This window comes from Chloroflexota bacterium, from assembly GCA_026710945.1.
Classification (GTDB): Bacteria; Chloroflexota; UBA11872; order VXOZ01; family VXOZ01; genus VXOZ01.
In genome coordinates, this window is sequence record JAPOQA010000065.1 from 1 (window position 1) to 16,239 (window position 16,239).

Here is a 16,239-nt window from a genome sequence, read left to right on the forward strand (position 1 = left end):
GATGGAACGGGGCAGCGGGAAACGCGATGTTGAAGGCGAAGTAACGTAGGCATTGGTTGTGCCAAGAAGCGGGGAAAAGCCCCCGCGCTGCGGTTGAGACTAAGCAACCGGGGACAGTTCCCGCTTTGAGCGTATTCACCCTTTTGGATGGAACGGGGCAGCGGGAAACGCGATGTTGAAGGCGAAGTAACGTAGGCATTGGTTGTGCCCAGAGGCGGGGGACAAGCCCCCGCGCTACGGTTGAGGCTAAGCTACCGGGGGCAGTTCCCGCTACGTCTTCGCCTGGGTCTTGAAAGAGTGTGCGCGTTGAAGAACAGCATCTATGACGTACAGCGGTTGCGGGCCAGGCACGCGCACGTTGCCGCAATTGCCGACGCTCCAGCGCCTGAAGCGCGCATAGTAGCGCCGCCAACGCCCGTAGTTGGGACGCCCACGGCAACAGACGTCTCGCTCCCGCAAGAGAAACCGAGCAGCAATGTGGCAGTGATTGCCGGGTCATTCAACCCGATAACTCTCGCCCATCTTAGTCTTAGCGGCGGCGCGTTGCAGCAGCCGGACGTAGGCGCAGTCTGGCTGTCGCTGGCAGTCCACACGGTTGATAAGGAACATGTCACCGGCGCGTTTCTGGAGGACCGCCTCTGCATGCTCGAATCCCTTGCAGAATCGCAGCAGAGCGTAGGCGTGGTGCTCTGTAACCGGGGTCTGTACGTGGAGCAGGCGGAAGCGTTGCGCTCGACAGTCGTCGCGCCTGATCAGGAGCTCGTATTCGTCGTAGGTTACGACAAAATCCAACAGATACTCAATCCGCGCTACTACGAGGATCGGGAGGCCAGCCTCGATAGGCTCTTTTCGCTCGCACGCTTCTTGGTTGCGGAACGAGGCGCGTACGGTGCCCAGGCGCTAGCTGCCTTGCTGAGTGAGAAGACGAATCTGGCGTACTCCGGGCGAATCGCGCCACTGACGACGCTGCCCGTGCACCATGATCCCGCGCTCTCTTCAACCGCCGTGCGCACGGCGTACGCCGAGGGTGGCGGCAGCCCCGCGGAAGCGTACGCCGTGCCGGAAACCGTGCAGGACTTCATCGCGGCAACGGGAGTCTACGCGTCGCCGATGGTGCTGCCCAACGGCGAGACTATTGACCGCTACGGGGTGCGGATGCGCATACGCGATGCGCTGCTGGCTGAGCCGCAAAGCGCTTTCTCCCCGGCCGAGTTCCGCACTGCCGTCGCGCTGGCGACGACTGATTCCGATTCCGGTAGCACGTTGCGCCGGCTGCTCGCGGAGGACTGTAAATCTCTGCGGGCAATTCGCAAGCACATCACAGCCTAAGCAACGCAGTGACCGGACAAGAACGTGCGTGCGGCAGCCTTGGGACGTCGGTTGGTTGACTCTCAGTGCTGGGGACCGGTCTTTCCCATCTCGATTGAGCGCGGCTATGGGATGCAAAACGCCCCACCAGCACAATGGCTCGGGGCGTATTCAATGTGGTTCCCTGTTTCGAGACATCGCGCAGCAGCGCTCAATCCTTCTTTGGCTTTTCCAGGTCGTCTACGTCGAGAGAATTGATGAACTCGCGGAAGAGGCCAAGCCGTTCCTCAAGTTCCGGATCCGGCGTGCTTTCCTCAACGGACTCGCCTTCACCCTGTTCTTCCTTGGCTGGCGTAAAGCTGGCTGCGTCCAGCACGCTCTCTGCAACGAGTATGGGCGCGTCAACGCGAACCGCCAAGGCGATGGCGTCACTGGGCCGCGCGTCGATTTCGACGTGCCGCCCGTTGTGGTCGAGCACGATGCGCGCGAAATACGTGCGGTCTGCCAGATCGTTAATGAGGATACTCACAACGGTAGCGCCGAGTGTCTCGATAACGCTGCTGAGGAGATCGTGCGTCAAAGGTCGCGAGAAGGAATGCTTGTGCAGCTTGATGGCAATCGAATCGGCCTCGGCAATGCCAATCACGATCACGAGATAGCGCTCTTGGTCTTTCTCGCGCAGCACGACCATCCGGGTCGGGTTAGCCGGATTTCTGCCTACGCTTTCTATCACCATTTCGACCATCGTATTGCCACCTGCGCAGCGACGTATCTGCGTTTCAACCTTTGTCCACGGCCCAAAGCGACCCCACTTAGCCCAAGCTCACGGGTGCCCTCAGTACCTTAAGTCTACTCTTCCGGCTGGTCTAGCTCAAATGCGTGATGCAGGGCTTGGGCCGCCCGCTGGGCGTCATCTTCGTGCACCAGGCACGTGATTCTGATCTCGCTCGTTGTAATGCTCTCGATATTGATGGACGGCTCCGCCAGCGCGCCGAACATGCGGGCCGCCACGCCGGGGGTGCTCTGTATGCCGGTGCCGACAATTGAGACTTTTGCCAAGTTGGCAAAGTACAGCACGTCCGCTGCGCCAAGCGTTTGGGAGGCGCCTTCCACGAGCTCAAGCGTCTTGGCGAGGTCGTCCCGTGACACGGTGAACGAAATGTCGGTAATACCGTCGTGGCTGATGTTTTGGACGATCACGTCAATGTTGATGCTGTCATCCGCAAGTGGCTGGAAGAGCCCATGGGCAATGCCGGGGCGGTCAGGGATGCCAAGCACAGAGATCTTTGCGACATCGGTATCGACGGCAATGCCGCGAATGCGTTGGGCGTCTTTCTCCATATCCTCACCTCGGGTGATCACTGTACCAGAATTGTCATTGAACGATGAGCGCACGACGATGGGCATGTCGAAGAGCTCCGCGAGCTCAACCGCCCTGGCGTGCATTACCCGCGCGCCGAGCTTGGCCAACTCCAGCATCTCCTCGTGGGCAATGCGGTCGAGCTTGCGGGCGGTCGGGATTACGCGCGGGTCGGCGGTGTAGATACCGTCGACATCCGTGTAGATTTCGCAGGCGGCCGCCTTTACGGCAATGGCGATGGCGACTGCGGTCGTGTCCGAACCACCGCGTCCCAGCGTGGTCACGTCCAAGTCGTGCGTTACCCCCTGAAAACCGGCAACGATGACGATGCGGCCGGCCTCGAGTTCTTGCTCCATCCGCGAAGGATCGATGTCTACGATCCGAGCGCGGGAGTAGAAGGAGTCCGTGCGTATGCCTGCTTGCTGGCCGGTGAGCGCCACGGCATCGTAGCCCACGTCGCGGAGGCACATCGATAGCAGTGTGGAGGAGACGATCTCGCCGGTAGAAAGGAGCAAGTCCAAATCGCGGCCGCCGGGGGAGCTGGACACTTGATGGGCGAGCGCAATCAGCTCATCGGTCGTGTCGCCCATGGCGGAAACGACGACAACAACGTCGTTACCGGCATCGCGCGCGGCGGCCAGCCGCGCGGCTACGGACTTGATGCGCTCCGCACTCTCTACTGAACTGCCGCCGTACTTTTGGACCACTCGCGCCATGCGCGCGTCCCCTCCTCAAGAGGCCATGCGCTCTCCAACGACTTCCACGGTTTCTGTGCACAATCCTGCTCAGAAGTAGCAAAACACGCAACGAATTGCGTGTGTCTTACGTACTCCCGGAAGGTCAGCACCACAAAATAACACGCGGGCTATGCCTAGCGGAGAGCGGGAACTTTCTGCTACATTATAGCATGCATTCGGCGCGGAAACCGCTTGAGCATTGGGCTGTGACGCCCCTGTGAGGCCTGACGAAATGTCGTACACAATCGTGTTGGCCGATCCCATTCACGAGCAAGGGATCGCGATCCTCGAGCAGATCGCAACGGTACGCCAAGCCAGCCAGGACGGCGGCGTGCCGCTGGCAGACCAATTGCGTGAAGTCCACGCAGTCGTGACGCGCCTTACGAAAGTAACGCCTGAACTCATCGATGCAGCCCCAGCCCTGCGGGCAATTTCCCGGCACGGCGTGGGCGTCGATAGCGTGGACGTGGCGTACGCCACGGCGCGCGGCATCCCGGTGCTCTATACTCCCGCCGCAAATGCGGAATCTGTCGCGGAACATACGCTGGGGATGATGCTGGCCGTGAGCAAGATGATTCTGCTTGGCGACCGCGCGCAGCGCAATGGCGATTTCCAGTCGCGCACGCGGCTCATTGGCTTTGAACTCTACGGTAAGACGCTAGGTGTTGTGGGCGCGGGCCGAATCGGCAGCCGGGTCGCGCGCATGTGCCGCGCTGCGCTCGACATGCACGTCATCGCCTACGATCCCATTCTTTCACCGGATGACGCCCGCCTGCTCGGGGTTGAGCTCGTTTCGGACCTTTCGGTTCTGCTGCAGGAGGCCGACTATGTCTCGCTGCACGCGCCGCTGACGCCGGAGACACACGGTCTCATCGGCCCGCGCGAGCTTAACCTGATGAAGCCGACGGCGATCCTTGTCAATTGCGCGCGCGGCGGCATCGTGGATGAGCAGGCACTGGCGACGGCGTTGCTGGAAGGCCAAATTGCCGGCGCCGCGGTGGACGTCTGGCAACAGGAACCGCCGCCGCAAGACCATCCCCTGTTTGCCTTGGAGAACGTGATCGTCAGCCCGCACATGGCCGCTCACACGGAAGAGGCGATGATTCGCATGGCGACAACGCTCGCGCTGGATATCACCCGTGTCTTGCAGGGCGAACGGCCGCACTTCTGCGTCAACCCTGAAGTGTTCTCAGAGTGAGTATCTCGCAGCGACAAAGGAGCGGATGCTAGTGGCAGAAATAGAACAATTCGTTGGCACACTGTCGCGACTGCGCGATCTAAAAGGCGAGGCCGTGGTGATCAAGATTGGGGGCAACGTGCTGCCCCACCGGGAGGCGTTCTGCGACGACGTCGAGGCGTTGTGGCAAGCCGGCCTGTTTACCGTTGTCGTGCACGGTGGCGGCAAAGCGGTAACCGAAATGGAAAAGACTCTCGGTCGGGAAGCGTCTTTTGTTGAAGGGTTGCGAGTTACGGATGCCGACGCCTTGGAACTGGTGCAAATGGTCCTGGCCGGTAAGGTGAATAGCGACCTGGTGGCAATGTTTCAAGGCCGCGGCATAGACGCCATCGGCCTGACCGGCGCCGACGGTCAACTGCTCTTGGCAAACCCGCGCCAGAAACCGGCAGGGCTTGGTTACGTCGGCGATGTGAAGAAGGTAAACGTGGATGTATTTGTCGTCGTGGCCGAAGCACAAATGGTGCCGGTTATCGCGCCGCTCGGCGTCACGGAGGAAGGGCAGCTTCTCAACATCAACGCCGATACCGTGGCAGGCGATATTGCCAAAGCCCTTTCAGCACAACACTTCCTCCTGCTCACCGACGTGCCCGGTGTACAGGACAAGAACGGCGACGTGCTGCCCTCTCTTTCAGGGGCAAGAGCGCGTCAACTCATCCGCAACGGCACAATCAGCGGAGGCATGATCCCCAAAGTCACCGCTTGCCTGGATGCTTTGGAAGGGGTGCCGTCCGCCCATATCGTCGACGGCCGCGAACCGCACGCCGTGCTGCGTCAACTCCTCACCGACGACCGTGTCGGCACCCAATTCCACGCCAAGGCTTGAGTTCATCGGACGAATTCTGTCCGTCACGGACTGACGTAGTCCTCACGGGTAAAGCGCCGCCAAGTTCGACGCAAGGCCGGCCGCTTCCATCCGGTACTAGCCGCCGCTCACCGTTCCCTCTTGCCGAGGATACGACCGCATCGAGAGATACGGGACATGCGCAGACTCCCAACCCGTCGCCTAGCTGCAGCCACTGGCGCTAAGATTACTCCCTCTCCCTGGGGAGACCTTTGCGTAACCCCCACTTTCAATCAGCGGCACTCCCTCAGTGGCACTCCCTCTCCTGGGGGAGAGGGCCGGGGTGAGGGGGTCTTTTGCTACAACGGCCTTGACGCTGGGAATTGTAAAGAGGTATCAGGGCAGATTCGGTGTGCATACTGAGAGATTTCAGGACATTCACCCTCACCCCGTATCGTGTCGATACGCTGTATCGAGTACGGGGCAGGCTAGCCCTCTCCCTCGGTGGGAGAGGGAACGCTCTCGCTTCCGCTTAGGTTTCGCAAGGGTCTCCTGGGGGAGAGGGCCGGAGTGAGGGGACTCTTGCCTATCAGCCGAGTACCGGATTGCGCAAGGTTCCAAGTCGTTCGATTGTAGCCTCGATTGAGTCGCCGTCCACGAGCGAAGCGCCGGCTGCCGCGCCCACTCCTGCCGGGGTGCCGGTGGAGATTACGTCACCGGGCTCAAGCGTGACGATGCGCGTAATGTACTCGATCAATTCAAAGCAGTTGAAGATCATCTGGCCGGTGTTGCCCCGCTGCCGCTCGATGCCATTGACGCTCAGCGACATGGCGAGATTGTGGGGATCGGGAATCTCATCCGCCGTCGCGATGAACGGTCCCATGGGTCCATGGGTGTCGAACCACTTGCCGTTGAGCCAGTCGAAGAAGTCGTCCATCTCGCGTTCTTCCCGCTCCCACGGCAGGTTCATATCCCGCGACGAGATGTCATTGAAAATCGTATAGCCGGCAATGTGGCTCGGCGCATCGGCGGCGGAGATATCGCGGCCCGATTTGCCGATCACGGCGGCAAGCTCCAACTCCCAGTCCACGCTGGCCGACATTTCCCACAGCCGCACCGGCTGGTCCTGACCCACGAGCACGGAGTTAGGCTTCCAAAAGTAGCGAGGCGTCTGCTGCGACTTTTCCGGCGGTTCGTCACCGCCCTCGCGAATGTGGTCGGCGAAATTGCCGGCCAGGCAAATTATCTTTCCCGGGTTCGAGATAGGCGGCAGAAGACTTACCTCTGACGCAGCGTGGGCAAACGGCGCGTCGCCGCCTTGCTCCTGCGCAAAGCCGAGAACTCGCCGCGCCTGCGCCAAGCCGACGTCGCCCAGATCGAGCAATGCTCTCACGTCATTGGGCAGCTTGGCGCCAACCGCGCCGGCCTGTGCCGTAAAGGCGTCAGCGGCGTCCTGCAGATCGTAAACGTGGTCGCCATCCAACAGACCCGCCCGCGGGCCGCTGTCGTTCGCGTAGGTGACGAGTTTCATGCGTTTCTCCTTATGTACAAACTCAACTTCTTTCCCGTGTGAGCCCTGCTGTTAGCATTTCCACTGGAGACCTGTGTACAACTCTGATTGACCCGAAGAACTGGGTAAGAGTGGTGAAGATTTCCCCTCACCGCGGCCCTCTCCCCAGGGAGAGGGGGTCTTTTCGCCTGCCGGCATGGGTTGCGTATCGGACTGCAAATCCGCGCATACCCCATACCTCGATTCGAGGGTCTCCATTGGCAGAAATGGCAGGACCATGTCTAATCCTACCCTATACCATACAGAGACAGCCCGCGCGGTGCACCGAACGGCGGTCTCGAGTCCTACGAGACGTACGGGATTCGCTCTTGCTTTGTGCCTAACTCACCCGCCCAGTATACTGACAACCAAGTTAATAGGCGGGATAAACGAGGGTGAGGTGATGAGATAGTGACACCAATTCGCTGTGCTGTGCTCGGCACGGGGCATTCGCATGCGCTCGGCAAGCTGAATGTGCTGCGCAATTTTCCTGAGTGGGAACTCGTGGGCGTCTGCGAACCCGATGCCGCTTGGCGTCACCAGCGGCAGCAGGAGGCCGCCTGGCAGGGCCTGCCGTGGCTGGACGAGGCAGAAGTCTATGACGATCCCACCATTCAGATGGTCTGCGTCGAGAGCGAGGTGCCGCAGTTGCTGTCGCTCGGCGAAAAATCAATTGATGCCGGTAAGCACATCCACCTCGACAAGCCCGCCGGCACGGACCTCTCAGAGTGGAGAGCCATCCTCGACAAGGCCGAGCGGCAGGACCGCATCATTCAGATGGGCTATATGTTCCGCTACAATCCCGGCTTCGACCTGGTGCGGCAGGCGGTGCGCGAAGGCTGGCTGGGCGACGTGCACTACGTGCGCGGCGGCATCAACTCCGCGAGCGATTCCGCCACCCGGGAGCGGCTGTCGCACTATCCCGGCGGCATCATGCTGGAACTGGGGTGCCACCTGCTCGACATGATCACGCTCATCATGGGCCGGCCGGAGAAGGTCACGCCGATCCTGCGCCGGGACGGTCAGTTTGACGTCACAATGCAAGACAACACGGTTGCCGTGCTTGAGTACGGACAGGCGGTGGGCATCATCGAGAGCTCGCTGCTCGAGCAGGGCTCGCAGGACCGGCGGCACTTCGCCGTCTGCGGCAGTGAGGGCAGCATCGTCCTGACGCCATTGGAGCCGCCGGCGGGACGCCTCTTCCTCAATGAGCCGCGCGGCGGCTACGAGGCCGGCTGGCAGGACGTGCCCTTTGATAACATCCCCCGCTATGAGCGCGATCTCGTGGAGTTGGCCGCGTGCATCCGGGGTGAGATGGAATTTCCCTACTCAAAAGAGCACGACTACATCACGCAGGAGACGGTCCTGCGCGCGTGCGGGGCGGCAGAGTGAAGAGCGAAGTAGAGTTGCTCTCTTGACGGCCAAAGCCAATCTGACCGAAACGCCACAATCGACAGGTTGCACGAAGCCTGTGCCGAATCCCGTTCGCACTTCGACAGGGGCTTCGCGCAGCCCTCAGCACGAACAGGATTCTACATGCCTTCGAAATTCGTCTCATCCGCTCATAGAAGGAGTTTCCTGTGAACGACGCCCCGGACATCCACGTAGAAATCACCCCCTGGAAGTACGACGCCCAGTTCGTCTATTCCATGACCTACGACGAAGGCACCATCGATGCCATTTGCAACTCGTTTCCCATCCATGAAGAGCACGACATTCCGGGACACGTCTGCACCGTGAGCGGGCACCTGGGCCAGCAACGCTTAGAACGCGGCACCTCGATGCGCGAGGTCTTCTACATGAACCCGGAACAGTTGCGTTTCCTCATAAACAAGGGGTGGACGATCAGCAGCCACTCTCACACCCACGTGCCCACCGACCAGGACGGCATCGACCTTGACCTGGAAGTGCGCCTGAGCAAGTGGGAACTTGAGAAGGCGACCGGCGCACCCGTGCGGCTCTTTGCCTACTGGGGCAACCTGCGCATCGCCGACAAGATCCTGCCTGTGGCGCAGGCAGCGGGCTACCAAGGTATGCTCAGCATCGGCTACCCGTGGAATACGTCCGAGTACGATGTATGGGACATCATGCGCGCCACCATCGGACGCGATCTGGAAGGGTGGCTCCAAGAGCCGTCGGCCTCGCTCTACCGCCACACACGCGACGCCTTCCCGGGCGAGCTCAGGAAGGAAACAACGCGCGGCCACTGGCTGGTGGACATTTCGCACATCGTGGTGGACCGCTTGCCCGCGGCCAACGGCCCCGGCCTCTGGAACCGCTGCATGACACCGGCCATCCTGGATGCGCGTTTGCGTGAGGTGCGGGCCCTGTGGGGCAACGAGCTCTGGGCCACAGTGCCGGAAGAGGTCGTGGAGTATACGCTTCTGCGCCGGGCTTCTTCGGTGGCGGTAACGGCAAATGGCTCCGACCGCGCCACCTGCACCGTCAGCCTGAACGGCCTTCGCGACGACGTCACCGCCCGCGAATTGACCTTTCGCGCAGAGACGCCGTGGCGCAATGCGACCGTCAACGACGGCGCAGTTGGGTCGCAGATGAAAGACGGCACGCTGACCTGGACCGCAACGGTCGCGGATGGCACGGAGTTTGTGCTCAGCGCGAGCTAGGCTATGCCCAATTGCATGAGAAGCAGCCAACCATTCCAATAGTCAAGGTTTGCGATTTTTCCGTCATTCCCGCTTTCGCGGGAATCCATCTGTATTTGTATCGCGCGACAGGTGAGGCATCCGGAGCGGGGGACAAGCCCCCGCGCTACAAAGACTCAGCAAGTGGCATTGAGGATTTTTCAGTTCTTGGCAGATTCCGTTCGCCCTGAGCAGCGTCGAAGGGTGAAAGGCATTTGGGCGTACGGCGAACCACGTTACTCCCCGTACGTTATTCTACAGGAGCTTCGCGCAGCCCTCAGCACGAACGGGGAGAGCTGTGCTTCTTTGGTCTCGAACATCGCCAAGGCGGGGGACAAGCCCCCGCGCTACGCAGTCTCAGCAGGTGTCACTGAGTATTTTTCAGTTCTTGGCAGATTCCGTTCGCCCTGAGCAGCGTCGAAGGGTGAACGGCGATTGGAGCGTGCAGCCAACCACGTTACTCCCCGTACGTTATTCGACAGGGGCTTCGCGCAGCCCTCAGCACGAACGGAGAGAGCTGTGCTTATCTGGTCTCGAACATCGCCAAGGCGGGGGACAAGCCCCCGCGCTACAAGGAATGCTCAGCACGAACGATATGGAGACCACCGGAGAGGAAACAACCGGTGGGTATAAGAGCCCTTTCGAGTGAAAGCGAACGCTCACACTCGCTCTGCCGCTCTCTTCGGACTAAATGCCAGTTGCACCTTCGCCACGGCGTCCACGATCTGCTGCATGTCCTTCTCGTCCGCCAGCAGCACACTCTGCGGCAGCCAGACGCCTTCCGCGTGAGCGATACGGTCGGTATTGGGCAGGGGGCGGTCCAGCGGATTTTCTGTACGCCCGAGTTTCCCTAGAATGTCACGCACCGAATTCTTGACGGCGTTTTGCTCGTGGCAGGGCCAGTCGTAGCCGGGCGAACAGGGAATGCCTTCCGCGCTCAGCGCCTTGATAAAGTCGGCGCGGTCGTTGCCGCCAAAGTCCGCTTTTTCGTACCGCAGCATGTAGAGGTGGTGGGCGTGGCCGGTTACTTCTGCCGGACGGTGCTGCGGCGTGATGCCGGGAATCTCCGCCAGGTGGGTGTCCAGGTAGCGGGCATTGGCTTCTCGTGTTGCCATCTGCTCGGGCACGCGGGTGAGTTGCGCCCGCAGCAGCGCGCCATGAAACTCGCTCAGGCGGTAGTTCCAGCCCAGCCGCTCGTGCTGGTACCAGGCCCCTTCCCGGAGGCGGCCGACGTTCATCACCGACCACGTCAGCTCGGCCAACTCCTGGTCGTTGGTGCAAATCGCCCCGCCTTCACCGGCGTTGAGATTCTTGCTCGACTGAAAGCTGAAGCTGCCGAGGTCGCCGACGCCGCCCACCCCCTGGTCGCGCCAGGACGCGCCGTGAGCCTGGGCTGCGTCTTCCAGCACGCGCAGGTTGTGCTTGCGAGCCACCGCCAGAATGCCGTCCATGTCGGGCGGCTGACCAGCGATGTGAACAGGGATGATCGCCTTCGTGCGGGGCGTAATGGCAGCCTCGACCGAAGCGGGATCGAGCTCGAACGTGTCGGGGTCGATGTCGGCAAAGACGGGAATCGCGCCCAGGAAGAGCGGCGCGGCAGGCGTGGCGACAAAGGTATACGACGGACAAATCACCTCGTCGCCGAATTCCACGTCCAACACCCGCAGGCCGAGCTCCAGGGCGCACGTGCCGTTGACCAAGGCAATGCAGTACTTGGTACCTTGAAAGGCGGCGAACTCCTCTTCAAACTCCACAACCTGCGAACCGGCATTGCGTCCCCACACACCGGATCGCAACGCCTCCAGCATTGCTTTTTCATCCACGCCGTCCCAGACCGGCCAGGTAGGAAACGGCGCCGTGCGCACCGGCGTACCGCCGTCGCGAGCGAGTTTCACAGTCATAAGCTAATGCTCCCATACTCCATTGAGAATCTCTTTGGCCGCGCTTTGTCTCCTGCCGCGTTGAAAGCCGCTGGCGCTTCCGGCGTAGGGGCACGACATGTCGTGCCCTCTACACTACAGGATCACTTTCAACGTGCGTGTTGACGCTGTCGTTGAGTGGCATCTTTTTGGCAGGATGCCGGAGCTACCCAACTCCCTCGAAGTGCGCCACTCTGAATTATACGCTGCTCAGCGCACACCCTTGCCTTGCACCACGAGCGTGAACTCCCCGCGCGGCTCTTTCTCCGCAAAGTGCGCCAGCATCTCTGCTAACGTCCCGCGCAGGACCTCTTCATGTAGTTTGGTGAGTTCCCGCGCCACCATGATTTCCCGATCGCCCAGGCACTCTTGGCACGTCTTCAGGTCCTCCACCAGCCGGTAGGGCGAGGCATAGATCACGAGCGTGAACGGCAAGTCTGCCACGCTTGCCAAGAGTCGCTTGCGCCGTGACGGCCGTCCCGGCAAGAAACCCAAGAAGCAGAACATGCTCCCCGCAAACCCGGCGATGGACACGGCAGCAGCGGCTGCAGTTGGTCCCGGCACCGGAATAACCGGAATGTCGTCTTCCACGGCAGCCGCGATGAGGGGCTGCCCGGGGTCGGCGATGCCGGGTGTGCCGGCGTCCGTGACCAAGGCAACCTGCTTGCCTTCTTCCAGGGTGCGGAGAATGCGCTCCAGGCGGCCGGTCCCGCTGTGAGCGTGAAAACTGGTGAGCGGCGTGTGAATGTCCAGGTGCGCGAGCAGCTTGCGGGTGTGGCGCGTGTCCTCGGCGGCGATCACGTCTACCTCCCGCAGGATGCGCACGGCCCGCAGGGTAATGTCTTCCAGGTTGCCGATGGGTGTGGCTACCACGTAGAGCAGGCCGGGCATCGGTTGTCATTACGCCTTTCTAAGAACCGTCATGTTGACGAGACTTGTCCGAACGAACAAAGCACACCCCCGTCCTGACCTTCGCCCTCGGGGAGACCCTTGTAAGACCAAAGCCGCAGCGAGACAGTCCCCTCTCTCTTGACGGAGAACTTTGCGTTAATCCGGCCGGGGGCGCAAGACTTGCTCCCTCTCCACGGGGAGAGGGCCGGAGTGAGGCGTCTTACCTGCTTTGCAAACCGTAAAACTTGCACAGTCAAGCATATTACAACCAGTCCGGTCAAGAAGTTGCTCGTGCTCAGAGCAATTTCACCCTCACCCCCGTATCGTGTCGATACGCTGTATCGAGTACGGAGCAGGCTCTAACCCTCTCCCTTGACGGAGACCCTTGCGAAACCTACGCGGAAGAGAGAGCGTTCCCTCTCCCTCGACGGGAGAGGGCTAGGGTGAGGGTGAATTTCTTGAAATCTCAAAGCACACACACCGATTCTGCACTGAAACATCTTGAAACTGCACGGCGTAAAGGGCCATTGTAACAAAAAGACCCCCTCACCCCAACCCTCTCCCCCAGGAGAGGGAGTGCCTCGCTTGAAAGTGGAGTTATGCATAGGTCTCCTTGACGGGAGAGGGGACAATCTCCCTTCCACATGGGTTTTGCAGAGGTCTCCTCGAGGGAGAGGGAGTTTGACGCGTTACCCCCTGATCTCGTCAAAGGTCTCCCTCTGACGAGTTTGCAGCAGCTTTAGCGTCCCCAGTCGCGGGGATAGCGGAAGTCGCGCTCGATGGTGCGCTGGGAGAGCTTGGCGATGATGGGCGGACGCCGCTTGTACTGCATGCTCTGCACGACGCGCACTACCTCCTCGACGAATTCCCTTGCGAACCCAGCGGCAATCAATTCTTCAGGACGATAGCGCTCGTCCACCAGCAGGTAAAGCAGGTGGTCGACATCTTCGTACGCGAATCCTAGTTCGCTTTCGTCCGACTGACCCGGCCACAGGTCGGCGCTTGGTGGTTTTTCTATAATTGCTGCCGGAATCTTCAAATGGCGGGAGAGTTGCCGCACCTGGGTCTTATAAAGATCGCCAATCGGGTTCACGGCACTTGCCATGTCGCCGTGCAGGGTGCTGTAGCCCAAGAGCAGTTCCGTCTTGTTACTCGTACCCAGCGGCAAACTGCCGAATTCAACAGAGTGGTCGTAGAGGACTATCATGCGCGCACGCGCCATCACGTTGCCGCGCCGCTTCACGTCCATGTCGCGAAACTCGGCGAAGTAGGGGTCCACCAGCGAGGTAATCTCGATGAGCTTTGAGGGTATGCCCAATGCGCCAACCACCGCTTCAGCGTCGCTGCGGCTGTCGGGGTTCGATTCCCGATACGGCAGCAAGAGGGCCAGCACGTTTTCCGGGCCCAGGGCACCCGCCGCCAGGTAAGCTGAGAGCGCGGAGTCAATGCCGCCGGAGAGATTCAGCACCGCCCGGGTAAAGCCGAATTTATGCACTTCATTGCGAATGAAGCTGTGCAGGATCTGCTCGGTGAGCGGCAGATTGAGGTCCAACGCACTGCGCGCTTTGGCGACGAGGTCTGTCTTTGCCTCACTCGTCATGCGTACCGCTCGCGATAGATGCGGCGCAATTCACGATAGGTCAGGTCCAGCCGCTCGTCGCGCAGCAGCGGCAGCAGCGACCGCTGGCGGCGCATCGCCTCCGCAGAGACTTCAGCGGTGACAAACGCCTCTTCGAAGTACGGCGCGCGCACGAGCACCGTGCCGTCCGGGCCGACGACTTCCGATCCGCCCCAAAAGTTGACCCCATCCTCATAGCCGACGCGGTTGCAATACACCACGTAACTTGTAAACATGCGCGCGTAGAGATTGTTGAGATTGTGCCAGGTCTGCGCGCTGCGCAGGTCCTGCGACTCACCGGACACGCCGCGTCCGGGACCGCTGGAGATGCCGAGAATGAGGTCGGCGCCATCGGCGTGGACGATGCTCACGGCCGACGGGTGCCAGAAGTCTTCACAGATCAGGGCGCCGAGGCGGCCGAAGCGTGTGTCGAAAGCGCGTAGGTGCTCGCCGGCCGCCAGATAGCGTCCTTCATCGAACATGCCGTAGGTCGCGAGGTACACCTTGCGGTGCAGGTGGCGCACCCGGCCGGCCTCCAGGTACACGCCGCTATTGTAGAAGCGCTGATCGGCGGATTCCTCCACCATGCCGAACAGAATGCTCATGCGGTCGCTGGCGGCAATGAGCGGCGCCAACAGCGGATCATCCAGCCGGCACGCCGTTTCCGTCACGAGGTCTTCTAAGAAGTAGCCGTGAAGGGAGAGTTCCGGGAATAGCAACACATCCACTGCCTGCGCCTCCGCCTCAGCAACCACGTCCAAGTGCTTCTGGATATTGCGCGTGACGTCACCCAGGTGCGGGTTCATCTGCGCAAGGCCGATGCGGAATGACTGCAATGGAGTATTGGTTCGTTCGGGAAGCACGTGGGGGCCTCACCTCTTTGACCTCTGGCTCATGCGGAAAGTGTGCTCGGAATCACAATCATTGTAACGGTCTGCAAGTGTTGGGGCTAGTTCGGGTCGGCGCGTCGTACCTGCGGAGTGGGTCTCCATTCAACGAACTTCCCGTGTTGGAGGCAGCTTGTTCGAGGAATAGTGCAAGGGAGGGCGCAAAATGTGTAAGATACATGACATCGAATGACAGACGGCAAGAGTACGGTAGTCCGGCAGGAGGTCAAGCAGCGCATGGCTGAGAGGTTTCGAGTAGGCATTGTCGGTCTGGGACGCGTAGCCAGCACCATTCAGGATGAGGTGACCGGCTATGCGGGACGCATGCTGCTGCCCTACTCCCACACGCATGCCTATGCTGCCGTGCCCCAGACACACGTCTGCGCCGTGGCTGACATCGATACGCAAAAGACTGCGGCCTATGTGGAGCAATGGCAGCCCGTATTCGGCGACATTGCAGCCTATGCATCCTATGATGAGATGCTGCAGAACGAAAACCTTGACATCGTAAGCGTCTGCACCCACGCGCCGCTGCATGCGCCGGTGACGCAAGCGGCGGCCCGGGCAGGTGCTAAGGCAGTCTTCTGCGAGAAGGCCATCGCAACGAGCCTCGCTGAAGCCGATGCGATGATTGGCGCCTGCGATGAGCACAACGTAAAGCTCGTGGTCAACCATACGCGGCGGTGGGACCCCTACTACGAAACGGCGCTTGCACTCATTCAAGACGGCCGGATCGGCAATGTGCGCACGATCTCGGCGCACTTTGCCGGTGAGCTCGTACATACGGGCATCCATTGGCTCGACGCGATGCTGACCTTCAGTCAGAGTACGCCAGCCTGGGTGACGGGCGGTCTCGCTTCCGGTGCCGACATAGCACTGGATGCCGGTGGCACTGCCTATGTGGGCTTCCACAACGGCGTGATGGGCTTTATCGACGGCCAGAGCGGTCCGATTTTCGAGATAGACGTGATCGGCACGGCCGGCCGCCTGCGCCTCAGCAACAGCGATGCGGAGTTCTTTACGTTCGATTCTGCGACGCGCACGATGGTAAAGCGGCCGTTTCCCCTAGTTACATACCCACGCAGCGGTATGCAAGGAGCCGTGGAAGATATCGTCCAATGCATCGAGCACGATCGTCCCAGCCGCTCCGACGGCCGGGCCGGACGCGCCGCGCTCGAACTCGCACTCGCCGTATACGCTTCGCACGCTTCCAATGGCGCACGGGTCCAACTGCCGTTGGCGGAACGGGACAGGACTGTGCTCTCTCGCTGATGCGCCGGAGCAGGTCTTGGACCCGCAACCCTCATCTC

13 protein-coding genes are annotated in these 16,239 nt (G+C 61.0%); 6 read left to right on the forward strand and 7 right to left on the reverse strand.

Annotation, left to right across the window (positions count from 1 at the left end):
* Positions 1-306 precede the first annotated feature (306 nt).
* Positions 307-1,329 carry a hypothetical protein gene (locus tag OXE05_13390; protein ID MCY4438310.1) on the forward strand — a complete coding sequence of 341 codons (1,023 nt, stop codon included), beginning with the start codon at positions 307-309 and terminating at the stop codon, positions 1,327-1,329.
* 190 nt (positions 1,330-1,519) lie between these two features.
* Here the strand turns inward: OXE05_13390 and OXE05_13395 are convergent, their stop codons facing one another.
* Together OXE05_13395 and OXE05_13400 are read right to left on the reverse strand one after the other, a co-directional pair.
* Positions 1,520-2,053, reverse strand: a complete 534-nt coding sequence (locus tag OXE05_13395; protein MCY4438311.1) for a bifunctional nuclease family protein — start codon at positions 2,051-2,053, stop codon at positions 1,520-1,522.
* Between the two features lie 104 nt (positions 2,054-2,157).
* Positions 2,158-3,384, reverse strand: coding sequence for an aspartate kinase (locus tag OXE05_13400; protein MCY4438312.1), 1,227 nt, complete (start codon positions 3,382-3,384; stop codon positions 2,158-2,160).
* A 253-nt stretch (positions 3,385-3,637) separates the two neighbouring features.
* Between OXE05_13400 and OXE05_13405 the strand changes: the two genes are divergently transcribed.
* Together OXE05_13405 and argB are read left to right on the forward strand one after the other, a co-directional pair.
* Entirely contained in the window at positions 3,638-4,603 is a 966-nt protein-coding gene (locus tag OXE05_13405) for a hydroxyacid dehydrogenase (GenBank protein MCY4438313.1), read from the forward strand.
* A gap of 31 nt (positions 4,604-4,634) precedes the next feature.
* The gene (gene argB / locus OXE05_13410; GenBank protein ID MCY4438314.1) at positions 4,635-5,465 is read left to right on the forward strand and encodes an acetylglutamate kinase; all 831 of its coding nucleotides are present in this window, start codon (positions 4,635-4,637) and stop codon (positions 5,463-5,465) included.
* A 547-nt stretch (positions 5,466-6,012) separates the two neighbouring features.
* Here the strand turns inward: argB and OXE05_13415 are convergent.
* Positions 6,013-6,954 (reverse strand): fumarylacetoacetate hydrolase family protein, encoded by a 942-nt coding sequence (locus OXE05_13415; protein ID MCY4438315.1) that lies wholly within the window; start codon positions 6,952-6,954, stop codon positions 6,013-6,015.
* A gap of 429 nt (positions 6,955-7,383) precedes the next feature.
* Between OXE05_13415 and OXE05_13420 the strand changes: the two genes are divergently transcribed.
* Together OXE05_13420 and OXE05_13425 are read left to right on the forward strand one after the other, a co-directional pair.
* Positions 7,384-8,364 (forward strand): Gfo/Idh/MocA family oxidoreductase, encoded by a 981-nt coding sequence (locus tag OXE05_13420; protein MCY4438316.1) that lies wholly within the window; start codon positions 7,384-7,386, stop codon positions 8,362-8,364.
* Between the two features lie 188 nt (positions 8,365-8,552).
* A complete protein-coding gene (locus tag OXE05_13425; GenBank protein MCY4438317.1) occupies positions 8,553-9,596 on the forward strand; it encodes a polysaccharide deacetylase family protein in 1,044 nt (347 codons plus the stop codon).
* A gap of 677 nt (positions 9,597-10,273) precedes the next feature.
* Here OXE05_13425 and OXE05_13430 read toward each other — a convergent pair.
* The 4 genes from OXE05_13430 to OXE05_13445 all read right to left on the reverse strand — a co-directional run bounded on the left by OXE05_13430 (position 10,274) and on the right by OXE05_13445 (position 14,905).
* Positions 10,274-11,515 (reverse strand): DegT/DnrJ/EryC1/StrS family aminotransferase, encoded by a 1,242-nt coding sequence (locus tag OXE05_13430; GenBank protein MCY4438318.1) that lies wholly within the window; start codon positions 11,513-11,515, stop codon positions 10,274-10,276.
* Between the two features lie 228 nt (positions 11,516-11,743).
* Positions 11,744-12,424, reverse strand: a complete 681-nt coding sequence (gene rsmI, locus OXE05_13435) for a 16S rRNA (cytidine(1402)-2'-O)-methyltransferase (protein MCY4438319.1) — start codon at positions 12,422-12,424, stop codon at positions 11,744-11,746.
* 739 nt (positions 12,425-13,163) lie between these two features.
* Positions 13,164-14,024 carry an NAD+ synthase gene (locus tag OXE05_13440; protein ID MCY4438320.1) on the reverse strand — a complete coding sequence of 287 codons (861 nt, stop codon included), beginning with the start codon at positions 14,022-14,024 and terminating at the stop codon, positions 13,164-13,166.
* Positions 14,021-14,905, reverse strand: a complete 885-nt coding sequence (locus OXE05_13445) for a carbon-nitrogen hydrolase (GenBank protein ID MCY4438321.1) — start codon at positions 14,903-14,905, stop codon at positions 14,021-14,023. The genes OXE05_13440 and OXE05_13445 overlap by 4 nt, the downstream gene beginning before the upstream one ends.
* A 261-nt stretch (positions 14,906-15,166) precedes the next feature.
* Here OXE05_13445 and OXE05_13450 point away from each other — a divergent pair, with 261 nt between their 5' ends.
* Positions 15,167-16,201 (forward strand): Gfo/Idh/MocA family oxidoreductase, encoded by a 1,035-nt coding sequence (locus OXE05_13450; protein ID MCY4438322.1) that lies wholly within the window; start codon positions 15,167-15,169, stop codon positions 16,199-16,201.
* Positions 16,202-16,239: the final 38 nt, after the last annotated feature.